General features: G+C 69.0%; 15 protein-coding genes and 1 tRNA gene. 6 read left to right on the top strand and 10 right to left on the bottom strand.

What is annotated here, in order from left to right:
* Entirely contained in the window at nucleotides 1–159 is a 159-nt protein-coding gene (locus E1295_RS48680; RefSeq protein ID WP_166427214.1) for a hypothetical protein, read from the top strand.
* Nucleotides 156–728, top strand: a complete 573-nt coding sequence (locus tag E1295_RS13945) for an anthranilate synthase component II (RefSeq protein WP_132630688.1) — start codon at nucleotides 156–158, stop codon at nucleotides 726–728. The genes E1295_RS48680 and E1295_RS13945 overlap by 4 nt, the downstream gene beginning before the upstream one ends.
* A 185-nt stretch (nucleotides 729–913) precedes the next feature.
* Here the strand turns inward: E1295_RS13945 and pknB are convergent, their stop codons facing one another.
* From pknB to E1295_RS13910, 7 genes are all read right to left on the bottom strand, one after another.
* On the bottom strand, nucleotides 914–2,785 hold the full coding sequence (pknB, locus tag E1295_RS13940) for a Stk1 family PASTA domain-containing Ser/Thr kinase (RefSeq protein WP_132630687.1): 1,872 nt from the start codon (nucleotides 2,783–2,785) through the stop codon (nucleotides 914–916).
* Between the two features lie 83 nt (nucleotides 2,786–2,868).
* A complete protein-coding gene (locus E1295_RS13935; RefSeq protein WP_132630686.1) occupies nucleotides 2,869–4,239 on the bottom strand; it encodes a protein kinase domain-containing protein in 1,371 nt (456 codons plus the stop codon).
* Between the two features lie 21 nt (nucleotides 4,240–4,260).
* Nucleotides 4,261–5,721 (bottom strand): peptidoglycan D,D-transpeptidase FtsI family protein, encoded by a 1,461-nt coding sequence (locus E1295_RS13930; RefSeq protein WP_132630685.1) that lies wholly within the window; start codon nucleotides 5,719–5,721, stop codon nucleotides 4,261–4,263.
* Nucleotides 5,718–7,112: an FtsW/RodA/SpoVE family cell cycle protein gene (locus E1295_RS13925; RefSeq protein WP_132630684.1), complete on the bottom strand. Its 1,395-nt coding sequence runs from the start codon at nucleotides 7,110–7,112 to the stop codon at nucleotides 5,718–5,720. The genes E1295_RS13930 and E1295_RS13925 overlap by 4 nt, the downstream gene beginning before the upstream one ends.
* Entirely contained in the window at nucleotides 7,113–8,411 is a 1,299-nt protein-coding gene (locus E1295_RS13920; RefSeq protein WP_132630683.1) for a Stp1/IreP family PP2C-type Ser/Thr phosphatase, read from the bottom strand. It lies immediately after the preceding gene.
* Nucleotides 8,408–8,878 (bottom strand): FHA domain-containing protein FhaB/FipA, encoded by a 471-nt coding sequence (locus E1295_RS13915; RefSeq protein ID WP_132630682.1) that lies wholly within the window; start codon nucleotides 8,876–8,878, stop codon nucleotides 8,408–8,410. Before E1295_RS13915 ends, E1295_RS13920 begins: the two co-directional genes overlap by 4 nt.
* Nucleotides 8,879–8,895: 17 nt before the next feature.
* Nucleotides 8,896–9,636, bottom strand: coding sequence for an FHA domain-containing protein (locus E1295_RS13910; RefSeq protein WP_132630681.1), 741 nt, complete (start codon nucleotides 9,634–9,636; stop codon nucleotides 8,896–8,898).
* A 199-nt stretch (nucleotides 9,637–9,835) separates the two neighbouring features.
* On the opposite strand from E1295_RS13910, the gene E1295_RS13905 reads away from it, so the two are divergent.
* Nucleotides 9,836–9,918: transfer RNA gene (locus tag E1295_RS13905), tRNA-Leu, on the top strand.
* A 616-nt stretch (nucleotides 9,919–10,534) separates the two neighbouring features.
* On the opposite strand, the gene E1295_RS13900 is transcribed toward E1295_RS13905, so the two are convergent.
* Together E1295_RS13900 and E1295_RS13895 are read right to left on the bottom strand one after the other, a co-directional pair.
* Nucleotides 10,535–11,563 carry a hemolysin family protein gene (locus tag E1295_RS13900; RefSeq protein WP_132630680.1) on the bottom strand — a complete coding sequence of 343 codons (1,029 nt, stop codon included), beginning with the start codon at nucleotides 11,561–11,563 and terminating at the stop codon, nucleotides 10,535–10,537.
* Entirely contained in the window at nucleotides 11,560–12,906 is a 1,347-nt protein-coding gene (locus E1295_RS13895) for a hemolysin family protein (protein WP_132630679.1), read from the bottom strand. The genes E1295_RS13900 and E1295_RS13895 overlap by 4 nt, the downstream gene beginning before the upstream one ends.
* 289 nt (nucleotides 12,907–13,195) lie before the next feature.
* Between E1295_RS13895 and E1295_RS13890 the strand changes: the two genes are divergently transcribed.
* Entirely contained in the window at nucleotides 13,196–14,452 is a 1,257-nt protein-coding gene (locus tag E1295_RS13890; RefSeq protein WP_246080030.1) for an LCP family protein, read from the top strand.
* Nucleotides 14,453–14,457: 5 nt separating this feature from the next.
* On the opposite strand, the gene E1295_RS13885 is transcribed toward E1295_RS13890, so the two are convergent.
* Nucleotides 14,458–15,117, bottom strand: coding sequence for a GOLPH3/VPS74 family protein (locus E1295_RS13885; RefSeq protein ID WP_132630678.1), 660 nt, complete (start codon nucleotides 15,115–15,117; stop codon nucleotides 14,458–14,460).
* 23 nt (nucleotides 15,118–15,140) lie between these two features.
* Between E1295_RS13885 and E1295_RS13880 the strand changes: the two genes are divergently transcribed.
* Nucleotides 15,141–15,746 carry a TenA family protein gene (locus E1295_RS13880; RefSeq protein WP_132630677.1) on the top strand — a complete coding sequence of 202 codons (606 nt, stop codon included), beginning with the start codon at nucleotides 15,141–15,143 and terminating at the stop codon, nucleotides 15,744–15,746.
* 46 nt (nucleotides 15,747–15,792) lie between these two features.
* Nucleotides 15,793–16,671 carry an Fpg/Nei family DNA glycosylase gene (locus E1295_RS13875; protein ID WP_132630676.1) on the top strand — a complete coding sequence of 293 codons (879 nt, stop codon included), beginning with the start codon at nucleotides 15,793–15,795 and terminating at the stop codon, nucleotides 16,669–16,671.
* Nucleotides 16,672–16,808 lie beyond the last annotated feature (137 nt).

Genomic DNA, 16,808 nt, shown 5'->3' with positions numbered 1-16,808 from the left:
ATGTACGCCTGGCTCTGGCGCAAGCTGCCCGGCCCCACGCGCACCAGGGTGCTGACGGCCCTGGTGCTGGTCGTCGTGGCGATGGCCGTACTCTGGTGGGTGGTGTTCCCGCTCTTCGAGCCCGTGGTGACGCTGGACGAGGTGACCGTCAGGAAATGACCCGTGTGCTGGTGGTGGACAACCACGACAGCTTCGTCCATACCATCGTCCAATACCTGCGCGAGCTGGGGGCCGACTGCGACGTGCGGTCACGCGACGACGTGGCCGTGAGCGACGCCGACGGCTTCGACGGCGTGCTCGTCAGCCCCGGCCCCGGCACGCCCGAGGCGGCCGGCGTGAGCGTGCCCCTGGTCCGCCACGCGGTCGCACGAAACCGGCCGCTGCTCGGCGTCTGCCTCGGCCACCAGGCCATCGCCATCGCCCACGGAGCCACCGTGGCCCGCGCGTCCGAGCTCTTCCACGGACGCACCAGCGCCGTCCTGCACGACGGCGAGGGCGTGTTCGAGGCGCTGCCCTCCCCCGTGCGGATGACCCGCTACCACTCCCTCGCCGTGCTGCCCGGCACGGTGCCCGACGTGCTCGACGTGACCGCCCGCACCGGCGACGGCGTCATCATGGGCCTGCGCCACCGCAGGGCGCCCGTCGAAGGCGTCCAGTTCCACCCCGAGTCCGTGTTGTCCGAGCACGGCCACCGGCTGCTCGGCAATTGGCTGCGCCGGATCGTGTAACAAACCTCCCGCCCCGGACGACAGACAAGTGAGCGCCCCCGCCGTTGCCCCCGAGCGGCGGGGGCGTTCTTCGTTGTGCGCGACCTGACGGCGGGCGTACGCATGGCCTGACGGCCGGGCACGTGCGCGACATGACGAAGGGCCGCCCATCCTCTCGGGATGGACGGCCCTGTCACGTGCGAGGCTCAGCCGAAGCCGCCGTCGCCGATCGGGTTGTCGTCCGCCGGCGGCTCGTCCTGGAACTCGTCGGTCGGCTCGTCGGTCGGCTCGTCCGACGGGAACTCGTCCGTCGGGAACTCATCGCTCGGCGGCGGCTCGGTGGCGGTGTCGCCGGGACCGGTGGACACCACGATCGTGATCGTCGTGCCCTGCGGCAGCTTGGTGCCCTCGCCGGGGTTCTGCTGGATGACCGTGCCCTCGGGCTGCTCGTTGGGCTGCGGCGAGGTCTTGACCTTGAAACCGGCGCTCTTGATCTGGGAGGTCGCGTCCTCCTGGGTGAGACCGATCACGCTGGGCACCTCGGCCAGTTCCTTCGGCACGTAGAGGGTGACGGTGCCGCCCTTCTCCAGCGACTCGCCGGCCTTCGGCCGGGTGTCGATGACCGTGCCCTGCTCCTTGGAGGAGTTTTTCGCCTTGACCGTGCCGCGCAGCCCGGCCGACTCCAGGGCCGCCATGGCGTCCGCCTGCGGCATGCCGACGAGGTTGGCCGGCACCTTGACCCGCTCGGTGCCCTTGGACACGAACAGCTTGACGCTGGCGCCCTTGTCGACCTTGGTGCCGGCGACGGGCTCCGTTCTGATCACGGTGCCCTTCTCGACGTCTGAGCTGAACTCCTGCTCCATCGCGACGTTGAGCCCCAGGCCCTTGAGCTTCTGCTCGGCGAACGTGCCCTTCTGCGTCGAGAGCTCGGGGATCGCGATCTGCGTTTCGGCCGGGGTGTCCTTGGAGCCGAACACCAGGTAGCCGGCCGTGATGAACCCGCCGATGATCAGCAGCGGAATGATGATCCACATCGCGGTCTTGACCGCGTTGCCGCCACCGCCGCCGGAAGCCCTGCGCCGGCCGCCCCGGCCGCCGCCGTCGCCGTCGTCGTACTCGTAGGGCGGGATCGCGCCGCTGCGCTGCGTGGCCGGCCCGCCGGACGTCTGGGGCGAGGGCATCATGCGCGTGCCCTGGCCGTAGTCGCCGGTCATCGCCATCGTCTGGGCGTCGACCGGCATGCCGGACATCGCGCGCTGGATGTCGGCCCGCATCTCGCCCGCGCTCTGGTAGCGGTGCGCCGGATCCTTCGCCATGGCCTTCAGCACGATGGCGTCGGCCCACTGGGGGATCTCACGGTCGATCTGGGACGGCGGGATCGGCTCCTCGCGCACGTGCTGGTAGGCGATCGCGACAGGGGAGTCGCCGGTGAACGGCGGCTGGCCCGTCAGCAGCTCGTAGAGCACGCAGCCGGTGGAATAGATGTCGCTGCGGGCGTCGACCCGCTCGCCCCGCGCCTGCTCGGGCGAGAGGTATTGGGCCGTGCCGATCACCTGCGCGGTCTGCGTCATGGTGGCCGCGGAGTCGGCCATGGCCCGCGCGATGCCGAAGTCCATCACCTTGACGTCGCCCGCCCGCGTGATCATCACGTTGGCCGGCTTGATGTCGCGGTGCACGATGCCGCCGCGGTGGCTGTAGTCGAGAGCCCGCAGGATGCCGTCGACCAGCTCGACCGCGCGCTCGGGCAGCAACCGCCGATCCTGGCGCAGCAGGTCGCGCAGCGTCCGGCCGTCGACGTATTCCATCACGATGTACGGCACGGGGGTGCCGTCGGTGACGTCTTCGCCGGTGTCGTAGACGGCGACCACGGCAGGGTGGTTGAGTGAGGCCGCCGACTGCGCCTCGCGGCGGAACCGGGCCTGGAACGTGTGGTCGCGGGCCAGGTCGGACCGGAGCGTCTTGATCGCGACTATGCGGTCCAGCCGGATGTCTCGGGCGCGATACACCTCGGCCATGCCGCCGCGCCCGACGACACCGTCGAGCTCGTAACGACCTCCGAGTAGCCGAGGCTGAGTCATTTCCTGCACTGTCCCTTACCGTTCATCTTGGGTACCGGCCTGCTCGGGGGGCCGCCGGTGTCCATCATCGACCCCATTGCGCGTCACGTCTGCTCCTTGGGCGGGTTTGTCTCACCCGGGTCCGGCGAGGCGGTGGGTGTCGGGGTAGTGGGTGTGGTGGTGGGCGTAGGGGTCGGTGTGGGCGTAGGGGTCCGCGTCGTCCGTGTGGGTGTCGGTTTTGGTGTCGGCTTCTTGCTGGGCGTTGCCGACTTGCTTACGGTAGCCGACCGAGAGGGTATAGGCCGCTGCGACTTCACCGGAAGCGCTGGAGGCCGCTTGGTGCGCTTCTTCTTCGTGGGTTCGCTCCGCTGCGGCGTCAACGGCGGCGACTCGCTCGGCTCCGCCACGTCGGGCGTCGGCGGGGGCGGCTGCCGGTTGGCGAAGGTGACGGCGCTGAGCCCGACCGCGGCCGCGCAGCCCGCCGTGGCCACCACGGCCAGCGTCCGCGCGCCCTTGCGGCGCCTGCGGGCCGGCGGGCCGTGCGGCTCGGTGGCCGGGGCGATGCGGTCGGTCGCCTGCTGGTCCTCGGGCGGCGACTCGGGCGACGACTCGCGTACGCGGAAGCCGCCCGGGTCGGTGAGCATGCTGAGGTCGGCGCCGGACCGGGCGCCGGCCAGCGACTCGCGCAACATGTGGGCCCGGTCGGTCAGTTCGAGCGCCGTGGCCGGGCGCTGCCCCGGCTCCTTCGCCAGCAGCGCCATGACCAGCTCGCGCACCTGCGACGGGACGTCCACGCCGAGCGGCGGCGGCGGCTCGTTGAGGTGCTGCAGGGCGATCGCCACCTGGGTGTCGCCGCGGAACGGCGTGCGCCCCGCCAGGCACTCGTAGGCCACCACACCGAGGGAGTAGAGGTCGGTGGAGGGCGTGAGCGGGAAACCCTGCGCCTGCTCGGGGCTGACGTACTGGGCCGTGCCCAGCACCGTGCCCGTCTGCGTCACCGGCGCCGCCTCCAGGGCCCGCGCGATGCCGAAGTCGGTCACCTTGATGGTGCCCTCGGGCGTGACCAGCAGGTTGCCCGGCTTGATGTCGCGGTGGATGATCCCGGAGGAGTGGGCGGCGTGCAGGGCCCTGGCCGTCTGGTGCACGACGTCGAGCGCCACCTCGGCCCCGAGCGCGCCGTTGCGCGCCAGGATGGCCGACAGCGGCTCGCCCTGCACCAGCTCCATCACCAGGTAGGCGAGATCGCTCTCCTCGCCGTAGTCGAAGATCTGCGCCACCCCGGGATCGGCCAGCGCCGCCGTGAGCCTCGCCTCGTTGCGGAAGCGCTCGCGGAAGGTGGGGTCGGCGTGGATGTGGCTGCGCAGGACCTTCACCGCAACCTCGCGCCCGAGCAACTCGTCACGGGCACGCCAGACCTCCCCCATACCGCCGGTGGCGATGCGGGAGATCAGGAGATAGCGGTTACGGAGCCGCATGGTTCAGCAGGTTACCGTCACTCACTTGTTCAGCACCGCCTCCATGACGGCCTTGCCGATCGGCGCGGCGGTGCCGCCGCCCGTCGCCTCCGCGCCGACGTTGGCCGCACCCGACTCCACGATGACCGCCAGGGCCACCTTCGGGTCCTCGGCCGGAGCGAAGGAGATGAACCAGGCGTGCGGAGGCTGGCCGTCGGCCGTCTCCGCGGTGCCCGTCTTGCCCGCTACTTGGACGCCCGGCACCTGCGCCCGGTTGGCGGTGCCGTTGCTGACGACGCTCACCATCATGTCGCGCAGCTTGGCCGCCGTCTCGGTGCTGACCGCCTCGCTCAACTCTTCCTGCTCGGCATCCTCGATCGAGTCGCCCTTGGAGTCAGTGACTTTTTTCACGAGGTACGGCTTCATCACCGTGCCCTCGTTGGCGATGCCCGCGGAGATCATGGCCATCTGCAGCGGCGTCATCTGGTTGCTGCGCTGCCCGATGGAGGCCATCGCGACGGCGGCTTCGTCCTCACGAGGGCCGAAGTCGCTCTTGGCCACGCCCATCGGGATCGCGAGCTCCTCACCCATGCCGAACTTGACCGACTGCTCCTGCACCTTGTCGTAGCCCAGCTCGATGCCCATCTTGCCGAACGGCGTGTTGCACGAGCGCTCCAGCGCGAACACCAGCGTGACCTGCCCGCTGCCACAGGCGGCGCCGCCGTAGTTGGGCAGGCTGATGTTCGTGTTGGGCAGCGGGAGCCGCTGCGGCGCCTCGACCGTGGTCTGCGGCCCCCGCGAGGTGTCGTCCTCAAGGTAGGCCGCCATGGTCACGACCTTGAACGTCGATCCGGGCGGATAGGTGCGGTCGATCGTACGGTTGAGCAGCGGCTGGTTCTTCTGCTTGGCCAGCTCGTCATAGCGCGGGAACACCTTGCTCTTGTCGGTCAGTGACAGCTCGGCGGGGTCGTAGGTCGGCAGCGAGACCATCGCCAGGATCGCGCCCGTCTTCGGCTCAAGCGCGACGACGGCGCCGCGCTTGCCGCTCTCGCGCAGCGCGTCGTAGGCGGCCTCCTGCACCTTGGGGTCGATCGTGACCTCGACGTTGGCGCCCTTGGTGGGCTCACCGGTGAACAGATCGATGCTCCGCCTCAGCAGCAGGTCGCTGCTGGAGCCGTCGAGCAGCCTGTTGTGGGTGCCCTCGATGGCGCTCGCGCTCTCCGGCGAGAAGAAGCCGGTGATGTGCGCGTAGAGCTCGCCCTCCGGATATTTCCTGACGAACTTGAACTCCGTGCTGTCGGTCTCGACGGACTGCGCGATCACCTTGCCGCCGGCGGTGATGCGGCCGCGCTCGACGGCGTAACGGTCGTAGAAGTTACGGGTGTTCCGAGCGTCGGTGCTCAGGCCTTCGGCCCTCACGGCCTGCAGGTAGTTCACGTTGACCATCAGAAGCGCGAACATGGCCAGGCAGGCCACGGCCGTGCGCTTGAGCGTGCTGTTCATCGCTGGAACACCTGCGTCATTCCTTCGTTCTGGATCGCCTGGGGCGGAGGCTTCCGCGCCGCATCCGACATGCGTACCAATAGCGCGATAAGGATCCAGTTAGCCAGCAGCGCCGAGCCACCCTGCGACATGAACGGAGTCACCAGGCCCGTCAGGGGAATCAGGTTGGTCACACCGCCCACGATGATGAACACCTGCCAGGCCAGGATGAACGACAGGCCGCCCGCCAGCAGCTTCGAGAACGGGTCACGGGCCGCCAGTGAGGTGCGCAGGCCCCGCTGCACCACCAGGGCGTAGAGCATGAGCAGCGCCATCAGGCCCGTCAGGCCCAGCTCCTCCCCCGCCGCGGCGAAGATGAAGTCGGAGAAGGCCAGCGGGATCAACTCGGGGTGTCCCTGGCCGAGCCCCGTGCCGAGGATGCCGCCCGAGCCCATGGCGAACAGCCCCTGCATGAGCTGCGCGCTGCCGCCGACGCGGTCGAAGAGCTCGGGGTCGCTCGGGTTGAGGAAGACCTCGAACCGTTGCTGGACGTGGTCGAAAACCAGACCCGCCAGGATGGCGCCGCCCGCGAACAGCAGGATGCCGATGATCACCCAGGAGACACGCTGTGTGGCGATGTAGAGCAGGGCGATGAACGTGCCGAACAGCAGCAGCGACGACCCCAGGTCTTTCTGCAGCACCAGAACGCCGAGACTGACACCCCAGGTGATGAGGACCGGGCCCAGGTCACGTGCGCGCGGCAGATCGATGAAGAGCAGCCGCCGCCCGGCGAGGGCGAGCACGTCGCGCTTGGCGACCAGATAGCCGGAGAAGAAAACGACCAGCGCCAGCTTGGCGAACTCGGCAGGCTGGAGCTGGCCCAGGCCGGGAATGCCGATCCAGATCCTGGCGCCGTTGATCTCCTGGCCGAGGAAAGGGATCAACGGCGATACCAGCAGGAGCAGGCCCGCGGCGCCCGCCGTGTAGGTCAGGCGCTGCAGTGCGCGGTGGTCCCGCAGGAAGATCAGCGTGACGCTGAACAGCACGATGCCGACGAGTGTCCACATCAGTTGCGAGTTGGGCGAGGCCAGCTTGGCGGAGGGCAGGCTCGAGTCGGACTCGGAGAGCCGGAAGATCATCACCAGGCCGAGCCCATTGATCAGCGTCACCAGCGGCAGGATCAGCGGATCGGCCCACGGCGCGAACTTCGCCAGCACCAGGTAGGCGGCCAGCATCAGAACGCCCAGGCTCAGGCCGTACGTCAGCATCCCCGAGGGGATCGCGCCATCCATCGCCAGGCCCACGTTGGCGTACGCGCCCATGACGACCACGACCGCGAGCGCGAGCATGACGAGCTGGGCCCCGCGGCGCTTGGCCGGCATCGGGACCGGTTCGGCGGCGACTTCGCTCATCTATTGCTGCTGTTTCGTCTTGGTCGCGCTCACGGTGGGCGTGGGCGACTGGCCGACGGACGGGGAAGCTTCGCTCTGCGTGTCCTCGGAGAACTTCAACGCGTTGATCCTCGTGATGCCTTCGTCGACGGTGGTGACGGGGAAGGTGCTCTTGATGAGCTCCTGATCCGCCTCCGACAGCTTGGAGAGCTGCCGGCCAGTGGGCCTGGAGACCTCGAAGAGCTGGAACGGGCCCACCTCGACCTTGATCCCCTGGAACACGACCACCTCGTCGCCCCTCGCGCCGACGAAGAACTGGTCCTGGGTCCACTGATATCCAAAGTAACCGCCGACGCCGACGGCGAGCGTGCCGATGCCGAGCACGGTGACCAGCACGGGCCACAGACGACGACGGCCCGACCGCCGGGACGCCTGCGCCACCGGCTCGTCGAAGCCGTCATCATCAGCGATCACCGGCTGGGGTGCGGTCACCGCGCCGGCTCGCCCCGGCGGCTCGGCCTCCCCCGAGCCCCCGCGCAGCCGGTTCATGCCCGCGGCGCCCACGACGGCGGCGTCGCCCGGCACCTGCTGCCCTTCGGTGATGTCGAGCACGTCGGCCAGCACGCACGTGATGTTGTCGGGCCCGCCGCCCCTGTTCGCCAGGTCGATGAGCTGGCGGACGACCTCTTCCGGGTCGTCGATGTTGGTGAGCGTGGCGTGCAGCGTCTCCGCGCTCACCACCCCCGACAGGCCGTCGGAACACAGCAGGTAGCGGTCGCCCACCTGCGCCTCGCGGAGCGTGAGGTCGGGATCGACCTCGCCACTGCCGTCGAGCGCGCGCAGCAGGATCGACCGCTGCGGGTGCGTGGCCGCCTCCTCCGGCGTGATGCGCCCGTCGTCGACGAGCTGCTGGACCAGCGTGTGGTCATGGGTGATCTGGTAGAGCTCCCCGCGTCTGAGCAGGTAGGCGCGCGAGTCGCCGACATGCACCAGGGCGACCTGGGTGCCGTGCCAGAGCATGGCCGTGAGAGTCGTGCCCATGCCTTTGAGGCTGGGATCCCGCCCCACCATCTCGTGCAGCTTGCGGTTGGCGTCGCGTACGGCTGCCTCGATGGCGTTGAGCAGGTCACCCCCCTGTTGAGCCTCTTCCAGAGAGGCCATGGCGTCGATGGCGACTGAGCTCGCCACCTCGCCGTGTGCGTGCCCGCCCATGCCGTCGGCGACGGCGAGCAGGCGGCCGCTAGCGTACGCCGAGTCCTCGTTCCCTTCGCGGAGGAGGCCGACGTCCGAGCGGGCGGCGTAGCGGAGTGCGATGGTCATTTGCGCAATTCAATGACTGTCTTGCCGACGCGGATCGGAACACCGAGCGGCACCGGGGTCGGGCGGGTGACTTTCGAGCGGTCGAGATACGTGCCGTTCGTCGAACCGAGATCTTCCACGATCCACTGACCGTCCTGAGGGAAGAGCCGGGCATGCCGGCTGGATGCGTAGTCGTCGCTGACTACCAGCGTGGCGTCGTTCGCCCGGCCAATGGTGATGGGCGTCTCCGTGAGGTTAATGGTGGTGCCTTGCAAGGGGCCACCGGTAACGACGAGCTGGCGTGGCTCACCCTTCTTGTTCTTGGGCTTGGCCACGGGTTTGGCGGGTTTCACGCCTTTGCGTGGGCCCGCGGGAGCCGTGCGTGAACCGAACAAGTCAGTCCGGATCACGCCGACTGCGGCAATGACGAAAAACCACAGCACCGCCAGGAAGGCGAGCCGGATCAGCAGCAGCGTGAGCTCGGACATGGACCGTCTGTCTACCCCTAATCGCGCCGGAACACCAGAGTCGTGCGCCCCAACGTCACTCGCGTGCCGTTCTGGAGCTCGATCCTGCGTACCGGCTGGCCATTGACAAAAGTGCCGTTCGTCGACCCGAGATCGACGAGGGCCACGAGCTGGCCCTCGACACGCAACTCCGCGTGATGACGCGAAACGCCCGGATCGACCAGACGAAGATCGCAGTCCGTGCCCCTGCCGAGCAAGGTCACCGGAGTGGTGAGCTCGTAGGAACGGTCGCCCTGCGGATCGTCCTGGGTGGAGACGAGCAGCCTGGGCCGCCCCTGGAACGCGTGCGGCCGCGACGGAGGCAGGTCGCTCGCCGGATGGCGGATCTCGTCCTGCTCGACCGTGGCGCCGCGGATGACACCCGACCTGATGCGGAACAAACCGACAGCCAGGTCGCCCGCTGTCTCGAAACGCACCCGGACCGGTCCCACGAAGGAGTAGCCCTGCTCCTTTGCGTACTCCCTGGCGAGGTTGGCCAGTTCGTGGCTGATGCTGTCGGCGTAGACCTCAAGCCGCTCGCTGTCGGTCGTGGACAGCTCAACCACGAAGTCATTGGGCACGAGCGTACGGCCCTGGGCGACGATCGCCGCACGCTCATCCATCTCCCGCTGAACCGCGCTGGCGACCTCGACCGGCTGAAGGTCAGATTTGAACGCCCGCGCAAAGGCTCCCTCAACCAAGCCTTCGAGCCTTCGCTCGAAGCGCTGAAGGACTCCCACCGGGTACCTCCCTTCCTCCGTGCATATGATCGCGGCCCCCAGGCGCTGGTGGCGCCCGGTTCCCGCTCGTTCCACTTCACGGCGTCCCTGGCGCTCGTCAGCTGTCGCGCCCAGCTCCTCCGCTCCCGTGTCTTATGCGATCGTATCCGGGTTCAGTACCAGTGGCTGTTCCGTGCTACTGTTCTTTCCGCACCCACAAGGGCGGGTGGCGGAACGGCAGACGCGCACGGTTCAGGTCCGTGTGTCCGAAAGGACGTGAGGGTTCAAATCCCTCCTCGCCCACTCGTTGACAGGGGATCCTTGGTCGCAAGCCTTTCAGGCGTTGCTCCCTCGGGTCCCCTCGTCGTGTCTCCCGGGGGATAACCCCCGGACCCCCAGGCAGGACGCTGGCGCTCCCGGGGGTTCCCCCCGGGCCCCCTTCACAACCATGTTGTGGCTGGTGACCGGTTCCAAGCTTGTCGTGCTGGTGACCCGTTCCAGCTTTGTCGTGCTGGTGGCTGGTTTCGGGCTTGTGGTGCTGGTGAGCCGTTCCAGGCTTGTCGTGCTGGTGGCTGGTTTCGAGCTTGTGGTGCTGGTGAGCCGTTCCAGGCTTGTCGTGCTGGTGGCTGGTTCGAGCTGGTGGTTTGGTCGACCATGTCGTGCTGGGTGTTCGGGGCCGGCTTGTTGGGTCGGTGGCCGACTTGCGGGTGTCGGGGTGGTTGCCCCGTTCGCCTTGTCGGGTGCCTTCCCTTACGTCGTGGTCCTGGGTTCGTTTGTGCAGACCCACATTGGCGAAGCTTGTTGCGGATCGCAAGGGCCGGGGTCTTCCTTTTCAAGAAACTGTCTGATGGGCGCCTGTCGGACTGTACGTCCTGGTGGTTGCAGGACGCTTTCTGGTGGCTTGCGGTTGGTGTGTGTTTTAGTTCACAGTTACGCCAGCTTTGGTTCGGGTGTCCAGGAGTGTGCCCACCAGGTCCGTGAGGGTCACCATTCCGATGATCGTGTCCTGCTGGTCCGTGACGAGGGCGAGATGGGCCCTGCCCTCCTGAAGTGCCGTCACCGCCTCGGGGATCTGGGTGGTCGAGCGGAGCCTGGGCACCTTCCTGGCCAGCTCGCGTGCGGTCTTCCCCGGGTTGAGCAGCGCGTCTCTGGCGTGCAGGGCTCCTTGGACGCCTGACTCGTTCTCCACCAGGAGGCGCAGGTGGTTCGTGGCCGTCGCCGTTCGCTTGATCTGGGCGGTGTCCGCCGTCGGTGGCACCTTCGCCGCCTGGGCGATCGGGGTCATCAGGCGTTCGATGCCCTCGTTGTCGAGGCGCAGGGCGCGGGTCAGGAGGTCGTGCTCCTCCCTGTCGAGCAGGCCCATGCGGCCCGACTCGCCCACCAGCATGGCGAGCTGGCTCGGGGTTCTGGTCGTCGCCAGCTCGTCCCTCGGCTTGACGCCGAAGAGGCGGAGTATGACGTTCGTCAGGCCGTTGAGCGTGGACAGCAGCGGGCGCATCAGCCACGTGAAGCCGCGGAACGGCAGCGTCAGCAGGAGCGCCGCGCGCTCCGGGTGGGTCAGCGCCCACGACTTGGGGGCCATCTCGCCGATGACCATGTGCAGGAACGTCACCAGGGCCAGGGAGATCGTGAGGGCGATCGGCAGGCGCAGGCCCTCGGGCACGCCGGCCATGGCGAAGACGGGCTCCAGATAGTGCTCGATCGCCGGCTCGGTCACCTGGCCCAGGCCCAGCGTGCACAGGGTGATGCCGAGCTGGGCGCCGGCCAGCATGAGGGAAAGCTGACGGCCGCCGCGCACCGCCGACTTGGCGGTGAGCCTGACCAGGCGGTTGCCGCCCGCGGCCATCTCCTCCAGGCGGTGGCGGCGCGAGGAGACGAAGGCGAACTCGGCGGCCACGAACAGCGCGTTGAAGGCCAGCAGTGCCAGGCCCAGAATGATCATGCTCATCGGGCGGCCTCCGCGTGTCGCACCGGGGCCAGGCGCACCCATTCGGGCACCCGGCGGTTGAGTGACATGACCGTGAGCTCCGCCAGGTGCTCTTCGACGTCCTCGGCGAACGGGTCGGAGTCGGGTTTGATCGGTACGGTCACCGAGTCGCCCTGGTCGGGCATTCTGCCCAGTCTGGCGAGCACGAGCCCGGCGAGCGTGTCGTAGTCGTCGCTCTCCGGCAGGGCCACGCCGGTGGCCCGCTCGACCTCGTCGAGCCTGAGGCTGCCCGGCACCTCCCAGACGCCGCCCGGGTGTTCGAGCACGCCGACGGGTTCGGGGTCGTTCTCGTCGACGAGCTCGCCGACCAGCTCCTCGGCCAGGTCCTCGACGGTGATGACGCCGGCCAGGCCGCCGTACTCGTCGATGACGCAGGCGACGTCGTCCTTGGCCGCCCGCATCCGCTCCAGAACGGCGGGCAGCGGCACTGAGGCCGGCACCAGCAGCGCGGGGCGCGTGATCGTGGAGACCGGGCCCTCCTCCTTGCCGGAGGCGAGCAGCTCGCGCACGCCCGTCACGCCGACGACGTCGCCGTCCTCGGCCAGCACCGGGTAGCGGGAGTGGCCGCACGCGCGCATGGCGTCGAGCAGGTCGGAAATGGGCTGCGAGGCGCGCAGCGCGACCACGCGGGGCCGCGGGACCATGATCTCCTCCGCGTTGCGGTCGCCGAACTCCAGCGCCCGTTCGAGCAGCTCCGACAACTTCGGAGGGAGCTCGCCCGCCTGGGTGGACTCCGCGATGATGCGCGAGAGCTCCTCCGGCGTGACGCCGTGCTCGACCTCCTCCACGGGCTCGATCCCGATCCGCCTGAGCAGCCCGGTGGCGGCCGAGTCGAACAACCGGACCACCGGCCCCACCACCGCGAGATAGGCGAGCGTCGAGCGGGCCAGGAACTTGGCGACCGCCTCCGGCCTGGCGATGCCGAGGTTCTTCGGCGCCAGCTCGCCGAGCACCATCTGCACCACGGTCGCCACGAACACGCCCGTGGCCACGGAGACGCCCGTGATCATGGCGCTGGGAAGCCCCCAGCCGGCCAGCCACGGGCGTACGATCACGGCGATCGCGGGCTCGGCCAGGAATCCGACCAGCAGCGCGGTGACCGTGATACCGAGCTGCGCGCCTGAGAGCATGAAGGACAGGCGGGAGGTCACCTGGAGGGCTCTCTCGGCGGCGGCGTCGCCGGCGGAGGCCTGTTCGCGCAGGATGCCGCGGTCGGCGGCGACGAAAGCGAACTCCTGGGCGACGAAATAGCCGGTCGCCGCCGTGAGGAGGATAAGGGCCAGCAGGCCGAGATAAGCACTCACCGTAGCGAGCCTTCAGAGGAACCCGTGCACGAGCACGGGCAAAGACTCCACGAGTCCGGAGCGGACACGGTCTTCCCTTCGATAGAGGTCGTCCATAACCGTAACGACGTCGATGGGCTCTATGTTTCCTGGGCCTCCGCCGGGACGGGTCTCCGGTTTGGCGAGTGCCCGGCCGCACCGTTACGGTCGGCTGGTTCTGTGTACTTTTCCGTGGGAAATCCTTGACCGAACGCCTTCACTGCCGGGGGGTTGGACGTAGCGTCTATGTACGAAGCGAAGGGAAGGCGAAGTGTCTGAGGACGACCGTACGCGGGCCATGCGCTCGCCGGGCGACGGCCGCCCGCTGCCGCCGCGGCCCAACGACGTCCCGCGCTCAGGCGGCGCCCCCGCGCACCGGTTCCCGTCGGGAGGGCCGGGCGCGCCCACGCACAAACTTCCCGCGGCCTCCCAGATTCCGGAGCCGCCGCCCGGCGCCGAGCCGCGCGGCTCCAGCGGGCGTGTCTACGGCAGGCAGCGCTCTGGCGGCGGGGGCGGTCCCATCAGGCCGCTGAGGTCGAGGGGCGAGCAGCCGCCGCGGGGACCCCGCAGGAAAGTCTCCGGCAGAACGATCCTGAAGATCATCGCCGGGCTTCTGGCCGTGTTGCTCGTGGCGGCCGTGGGCCTGTTCTTCTGGATCGACTCGCGGCTGTCGGGCATCGACGACGTGCTCACCGACTACGAGGACCGCCCCGCCGACGGTCCCGGCACCAACTGGCTGCTGGTCGGCTCCGACAGCCGTAAAGGGTTGTCGAAGGCCCAGCGCAGGAAGCTGGCCACCGGGCGCGCGGTCGGGCAGCGTACGGACTCGATGATGTTGCTGCACATCCCCGACACCGGCGACAGGCCGACGCTGGTCAGCCTGCCGCGTGACCTGGCGGTCACCATCTACGGCAAGCAGCGCGACAAGCTCAACGCCGCCTACAACGGCGGGCCGCAACTGCTGGTGCGCACCATCGAGACGGTCACGGACCTGCGCGTCGACAACTACATGGAGATCGGGTTCGCTGGTTTCGTCGACATCGTGGACGCGGTGGGCGGGGTCGAGATGAACGTGACGGCCGCCGTGAACGACCCGAAGGCCGGGCTCAAGCTGAAGAAGGGCAAGCAGGTGCTCGACGGCTCCCAGGCCCTGGGATACGTACGCACCCGCAAGGGCGGCGCGCTGCCCGACTACGAGCGCACCAAGCGGCAGCGCCAGTTCCTCGCGGCGGTCGTGAAGAAGGCGGCCAGCCCGGGGGTGCTCATCAACCCGTTCACGTCCATCCCGCTGGCGATGAGCGCCACGGACGCGGTGACGGTCGACTCGAGCACCGGCGCTTTCGACCTGCTCTCGCTGGGGCTCGCCATGGGCGACAGCCCGGTGACGACGGTCGTGCCGTTCGGCGGCAACGAGAACCTCCCCAACGGCGGCGTGGCCGTCAAGTCGGACAGGCAGAAGGCGTTGGCGCTGTTCAACGCGCTGAAGGAGGACAAGCCCGTGCCGAAGAGCGTGATCGACGCCCGCTAGCCCCGTCAGCCGCCGCTGCTGCTGCCGGCGGCTGCCGTGGTCGCGGCGCTGATGGCGGCCATGGTGGCCGCGTTGATGGCGGCGATGGTCTTGGCGACGGCGTCGGCCGTCCACGCGCCCTCCGAGATCTCCTTGATCCGCCGCCTGTCCGCCTCGGGGAAGACCTTGCGGTCGAGCTTGGCCGCGTGCGTGATTGCGATCAGCACCGCCGTGCGCGCGTCGGGGGTGGCGCCCGCGAGCACGGCCGACGCCCGCTCGCGTACGTCGGCCTCGACGCCGGGGTGCGCCTCCGGCCAGCGGGTGACGGGGAAGATGCCGAGGGCCCTGCCGCGCTCCTCGGCCAGGACGCCCGACTCGGCGAGCTTGGTCAGCAGGCGCATGCGCAGCTTGCCCGTCTTCAGCCGCTGCACCCACCAGGCGGGTTTCCTGGCCTTGGTCTCGGAGGCGATGCGGGTCAGTGTGGCGTCGAGCTCCGCGTCGCCGAGAGGGCTCGGATCGGTGACCGTCACTTTCTTGTCCGACAACTCCAGCCGTCCGGCGACGGCCAGCTCGGCGAGGAGCGCGCCGGCGAGCGCGGAGTCAAGCCGCGTGGAGTCGATGAGCGGGGTGCCCTTGTCGTCCCGGTAGGCCAGCAGGAGGAATTCTTCCGCGATCGTCACAGTCATGTTTCGACACTAACCTCCCTTTTATGAGCTTGTCCGAGAAGTTGCACGCCATCGGCCGTCCCCTGCTGCAGGCGCAGCTCGACCATCCGACCGTGGTCGGCATCGGCCGTGGTGACCTGGCGGAACCGGTGTTCAGGTCGTGGCTGGAGCAGGACTACCTGTTCCTGCTGGACTACGTACGGGTGTTCTCGCGGCTGGCCTGGCAGGCGCCCGACGCCCATCTGCGCGACCTGGTGGACCTGGCGCACGCGACGTACCACGACGAGCTGAACCTGCACAGGTCGTTGTCGGCGGAGTTCGGGGCCGACCTGGGAGGCGTGGTCAAGGGGCCGGCGTGTGCGGCGTACACGGGGTTCCTGCTGGAGTCGGCGGCGTCGTACGGGGAAGGGCTGGCGGCCCTTTATCCGTGTATGTGGGGCTATTCGACCCTCGGGCAGATCCTGGCCGAGAACCCGCCCAGCGAACCGAGATACCGGGCCTGGGTGGACACGTACGCCGACCCGGGGTTCGCCCAGCTCGCCGTACGCATCGCCGAGATGATCGACGAGGCCGATCTCGACCCGGCGCGGGCGGAGGAGAAGTTCACCGAGGGCATGGCGCACGAGCTGGCCTTCTGGAGCGTGCCGTAGCGTCCACAGGCTGTGGACGGCGCGGCGTGGACCGTACCCTGGTGACATGCCGGAACTTCCCGAAGTGGAGTCTCTCACCCACTTCCTGCGCGAGCGGGCGGTGGGCCATACGATCCTGGCGGTCGACGTGGTCGGCTTCCAGGCGCTCAAGACGTTCGACCCGCCGGCGACGGCGCTCGGCGGGTTGACCATCACCGGCGTGGCGAGGCACGGCAAGTTCCTCGACCTCGACTGCGACGGCCTGCACCTGGTCATCCACCTGGCCAGGGCCGGATGGCTGCGCTGGCGCGACGACCTGTCGGGAGCCAAGCCCGTCCGTCCGGGCAAGGGGCCGCTCGCGGTGCGGGTGCGGCTGGCTCCCGACGACGACGGCCAGGCGCCCGGCTTCGAACTGACGGAGGCGGGCACCCAGAAGCGGCTCGCCGTCTATGTCACAAGAAATCCGGACGAGGTGCCCGGCATCGCCGCACTCGGCCCCGACCCCCTCGACCCGTCGTTCACGGTCGCCGCGCTCAAACGCATCGTGGGCGGCAACCGCACCCAGATCAAGGGCCTGCTGCGCGACCAGAAGATCATCGCCGGCATCGGCAACGCCTATTCCGACGAGGTGCTGCACGCGGCCAGGATGTCCCCGTTCAAGATCGCCGCGACGCTCACGGACACGCAGATCGCCGACCTGCACGAAGCCATCGTCACCACACTCGGCGAGGCGGTCGAGCGGGCGCACGGGCTGGCCGCGAAGGACCTCAAGGCGGAGAAGAAGTCGGGGCTGCGCGTGCACAACCGGGCGGGGCAGCCGTGCGACGTCTGTGGCGACACGATCCGCGAGGTGTCGTTCGCCGACTCGTCGCTGCAGTACTGCCCGACCTGCCAGACCGGCGGCAAGCCCCTCGCCGACAGGAGGCTTTCTCGTCTGCTGAAGTGATTGTTCTCCTTCTTCACTGCACAGCCCGCGTCCGCCCGCGCCGAGCCGGAACCACGGAACACGGCCAAGCTGACGCTCGTCACGGCGAGCAGCCCGTGAGCCTTCACGACCGGCCATGACAGACGCCGGCCGACGTC

The sequence above is a fragment of the Nonomuraea mesophila genome (assembly GCF_004352805.1).
Taxonomy (GTDB): Bacteria; Actinomycetota; Actinomycetes; order Streptosporangiales; family Streptosporangiaceae; genus Nonomuraea; species Nonomuraea longispora.
The sequence above is the reverse complement of the archived record's forward strand: the minus strand, read 5'-3'. Positions and strand labels throughout refer to the sequence as shown.

Coding starts and splice junctions, on each gene's coding strand:
- E1295_RS48680 (WP_166427214.1), top strand. CDS start 1: ATGTACGCCTGGCTCTGGCGCAAGCTGCCCGGCCCCACGCGCACCAGG.
- E1295_RS13945 (WP_132630688.1), top strand. CDS start 156: ATGACCCGTGTGCTGGTGGTGGACAACCACGACAGCTTCGTCCATACC.
- pknB (WP_132630687.1), bottom strand. CDS start 2,785: ATGACTCAGCCTCGGCTACTCGGAGGTCGTTACGAGCTCGACGGTGTC.
- E1295_RS13935 (WP_132630686.1), bottom strand. CDS start 4,239: ATGCGGCTCCGTAACCGCTATCTCCTGATCTCCCGCATCGCCACCGGC.
- E1295_RS13930 (WP_132630685.1), bottom strand. CDS start 5,721: ATGAACAGCACGCTCAAGCGCACGGCCGTGGCCTGCCTGGCCATGTTC.
- E1295_RS13925 (WP_132630684.1), bottom strand. CDS start 7,112: ATGAGCGAAGTCGCCGCCGAACCGGTCCCGATGCCGGCCAAGCGCCGC.
- E1295_RS13920 (WP_132630683.1), bottom strand. CDS start 8,411: ATGACCATCGCACTCCGCTACGCCGCCCGCTCGGACGTCGGCCTCCTC.
- E1295_RS13915 (WP_132630682.1), bottom strand. CDS start 8,878: ATGTCCGAGCTCACGCTGCTGCTGATCCGGCTCGCCTTCCTGGCGGTG.
- E1295_RS13900 (WP_132630680.1), bottom strand. CDS start 11,563: ATGAGCATGATCATTCTGGGCCTGGCACTGCTGGCCTTCAACGCGCTG.
- E1295_RS13885 (WP_132630678.1), bottom strand. CDS start 15,117: ATGACTGTGACGATCGCGGAAGAATTCCTCCTGCTGGCCTACCGGGAC.
- E1295_RS13880 (WP_132630677.1), top strand. CDS start 15,141: ATGAGCTTGTCCGAGAAGTTGCACGCCATCGGCCGTCCCCTGCTGCAG.
- E1295_RS13875 (WP_132630676.1), top strand. CDS start 15,793: ATGCCGGAACTTCCCGAAGTGGAGTCTCTCACCCACTTCCTGCGCGAG.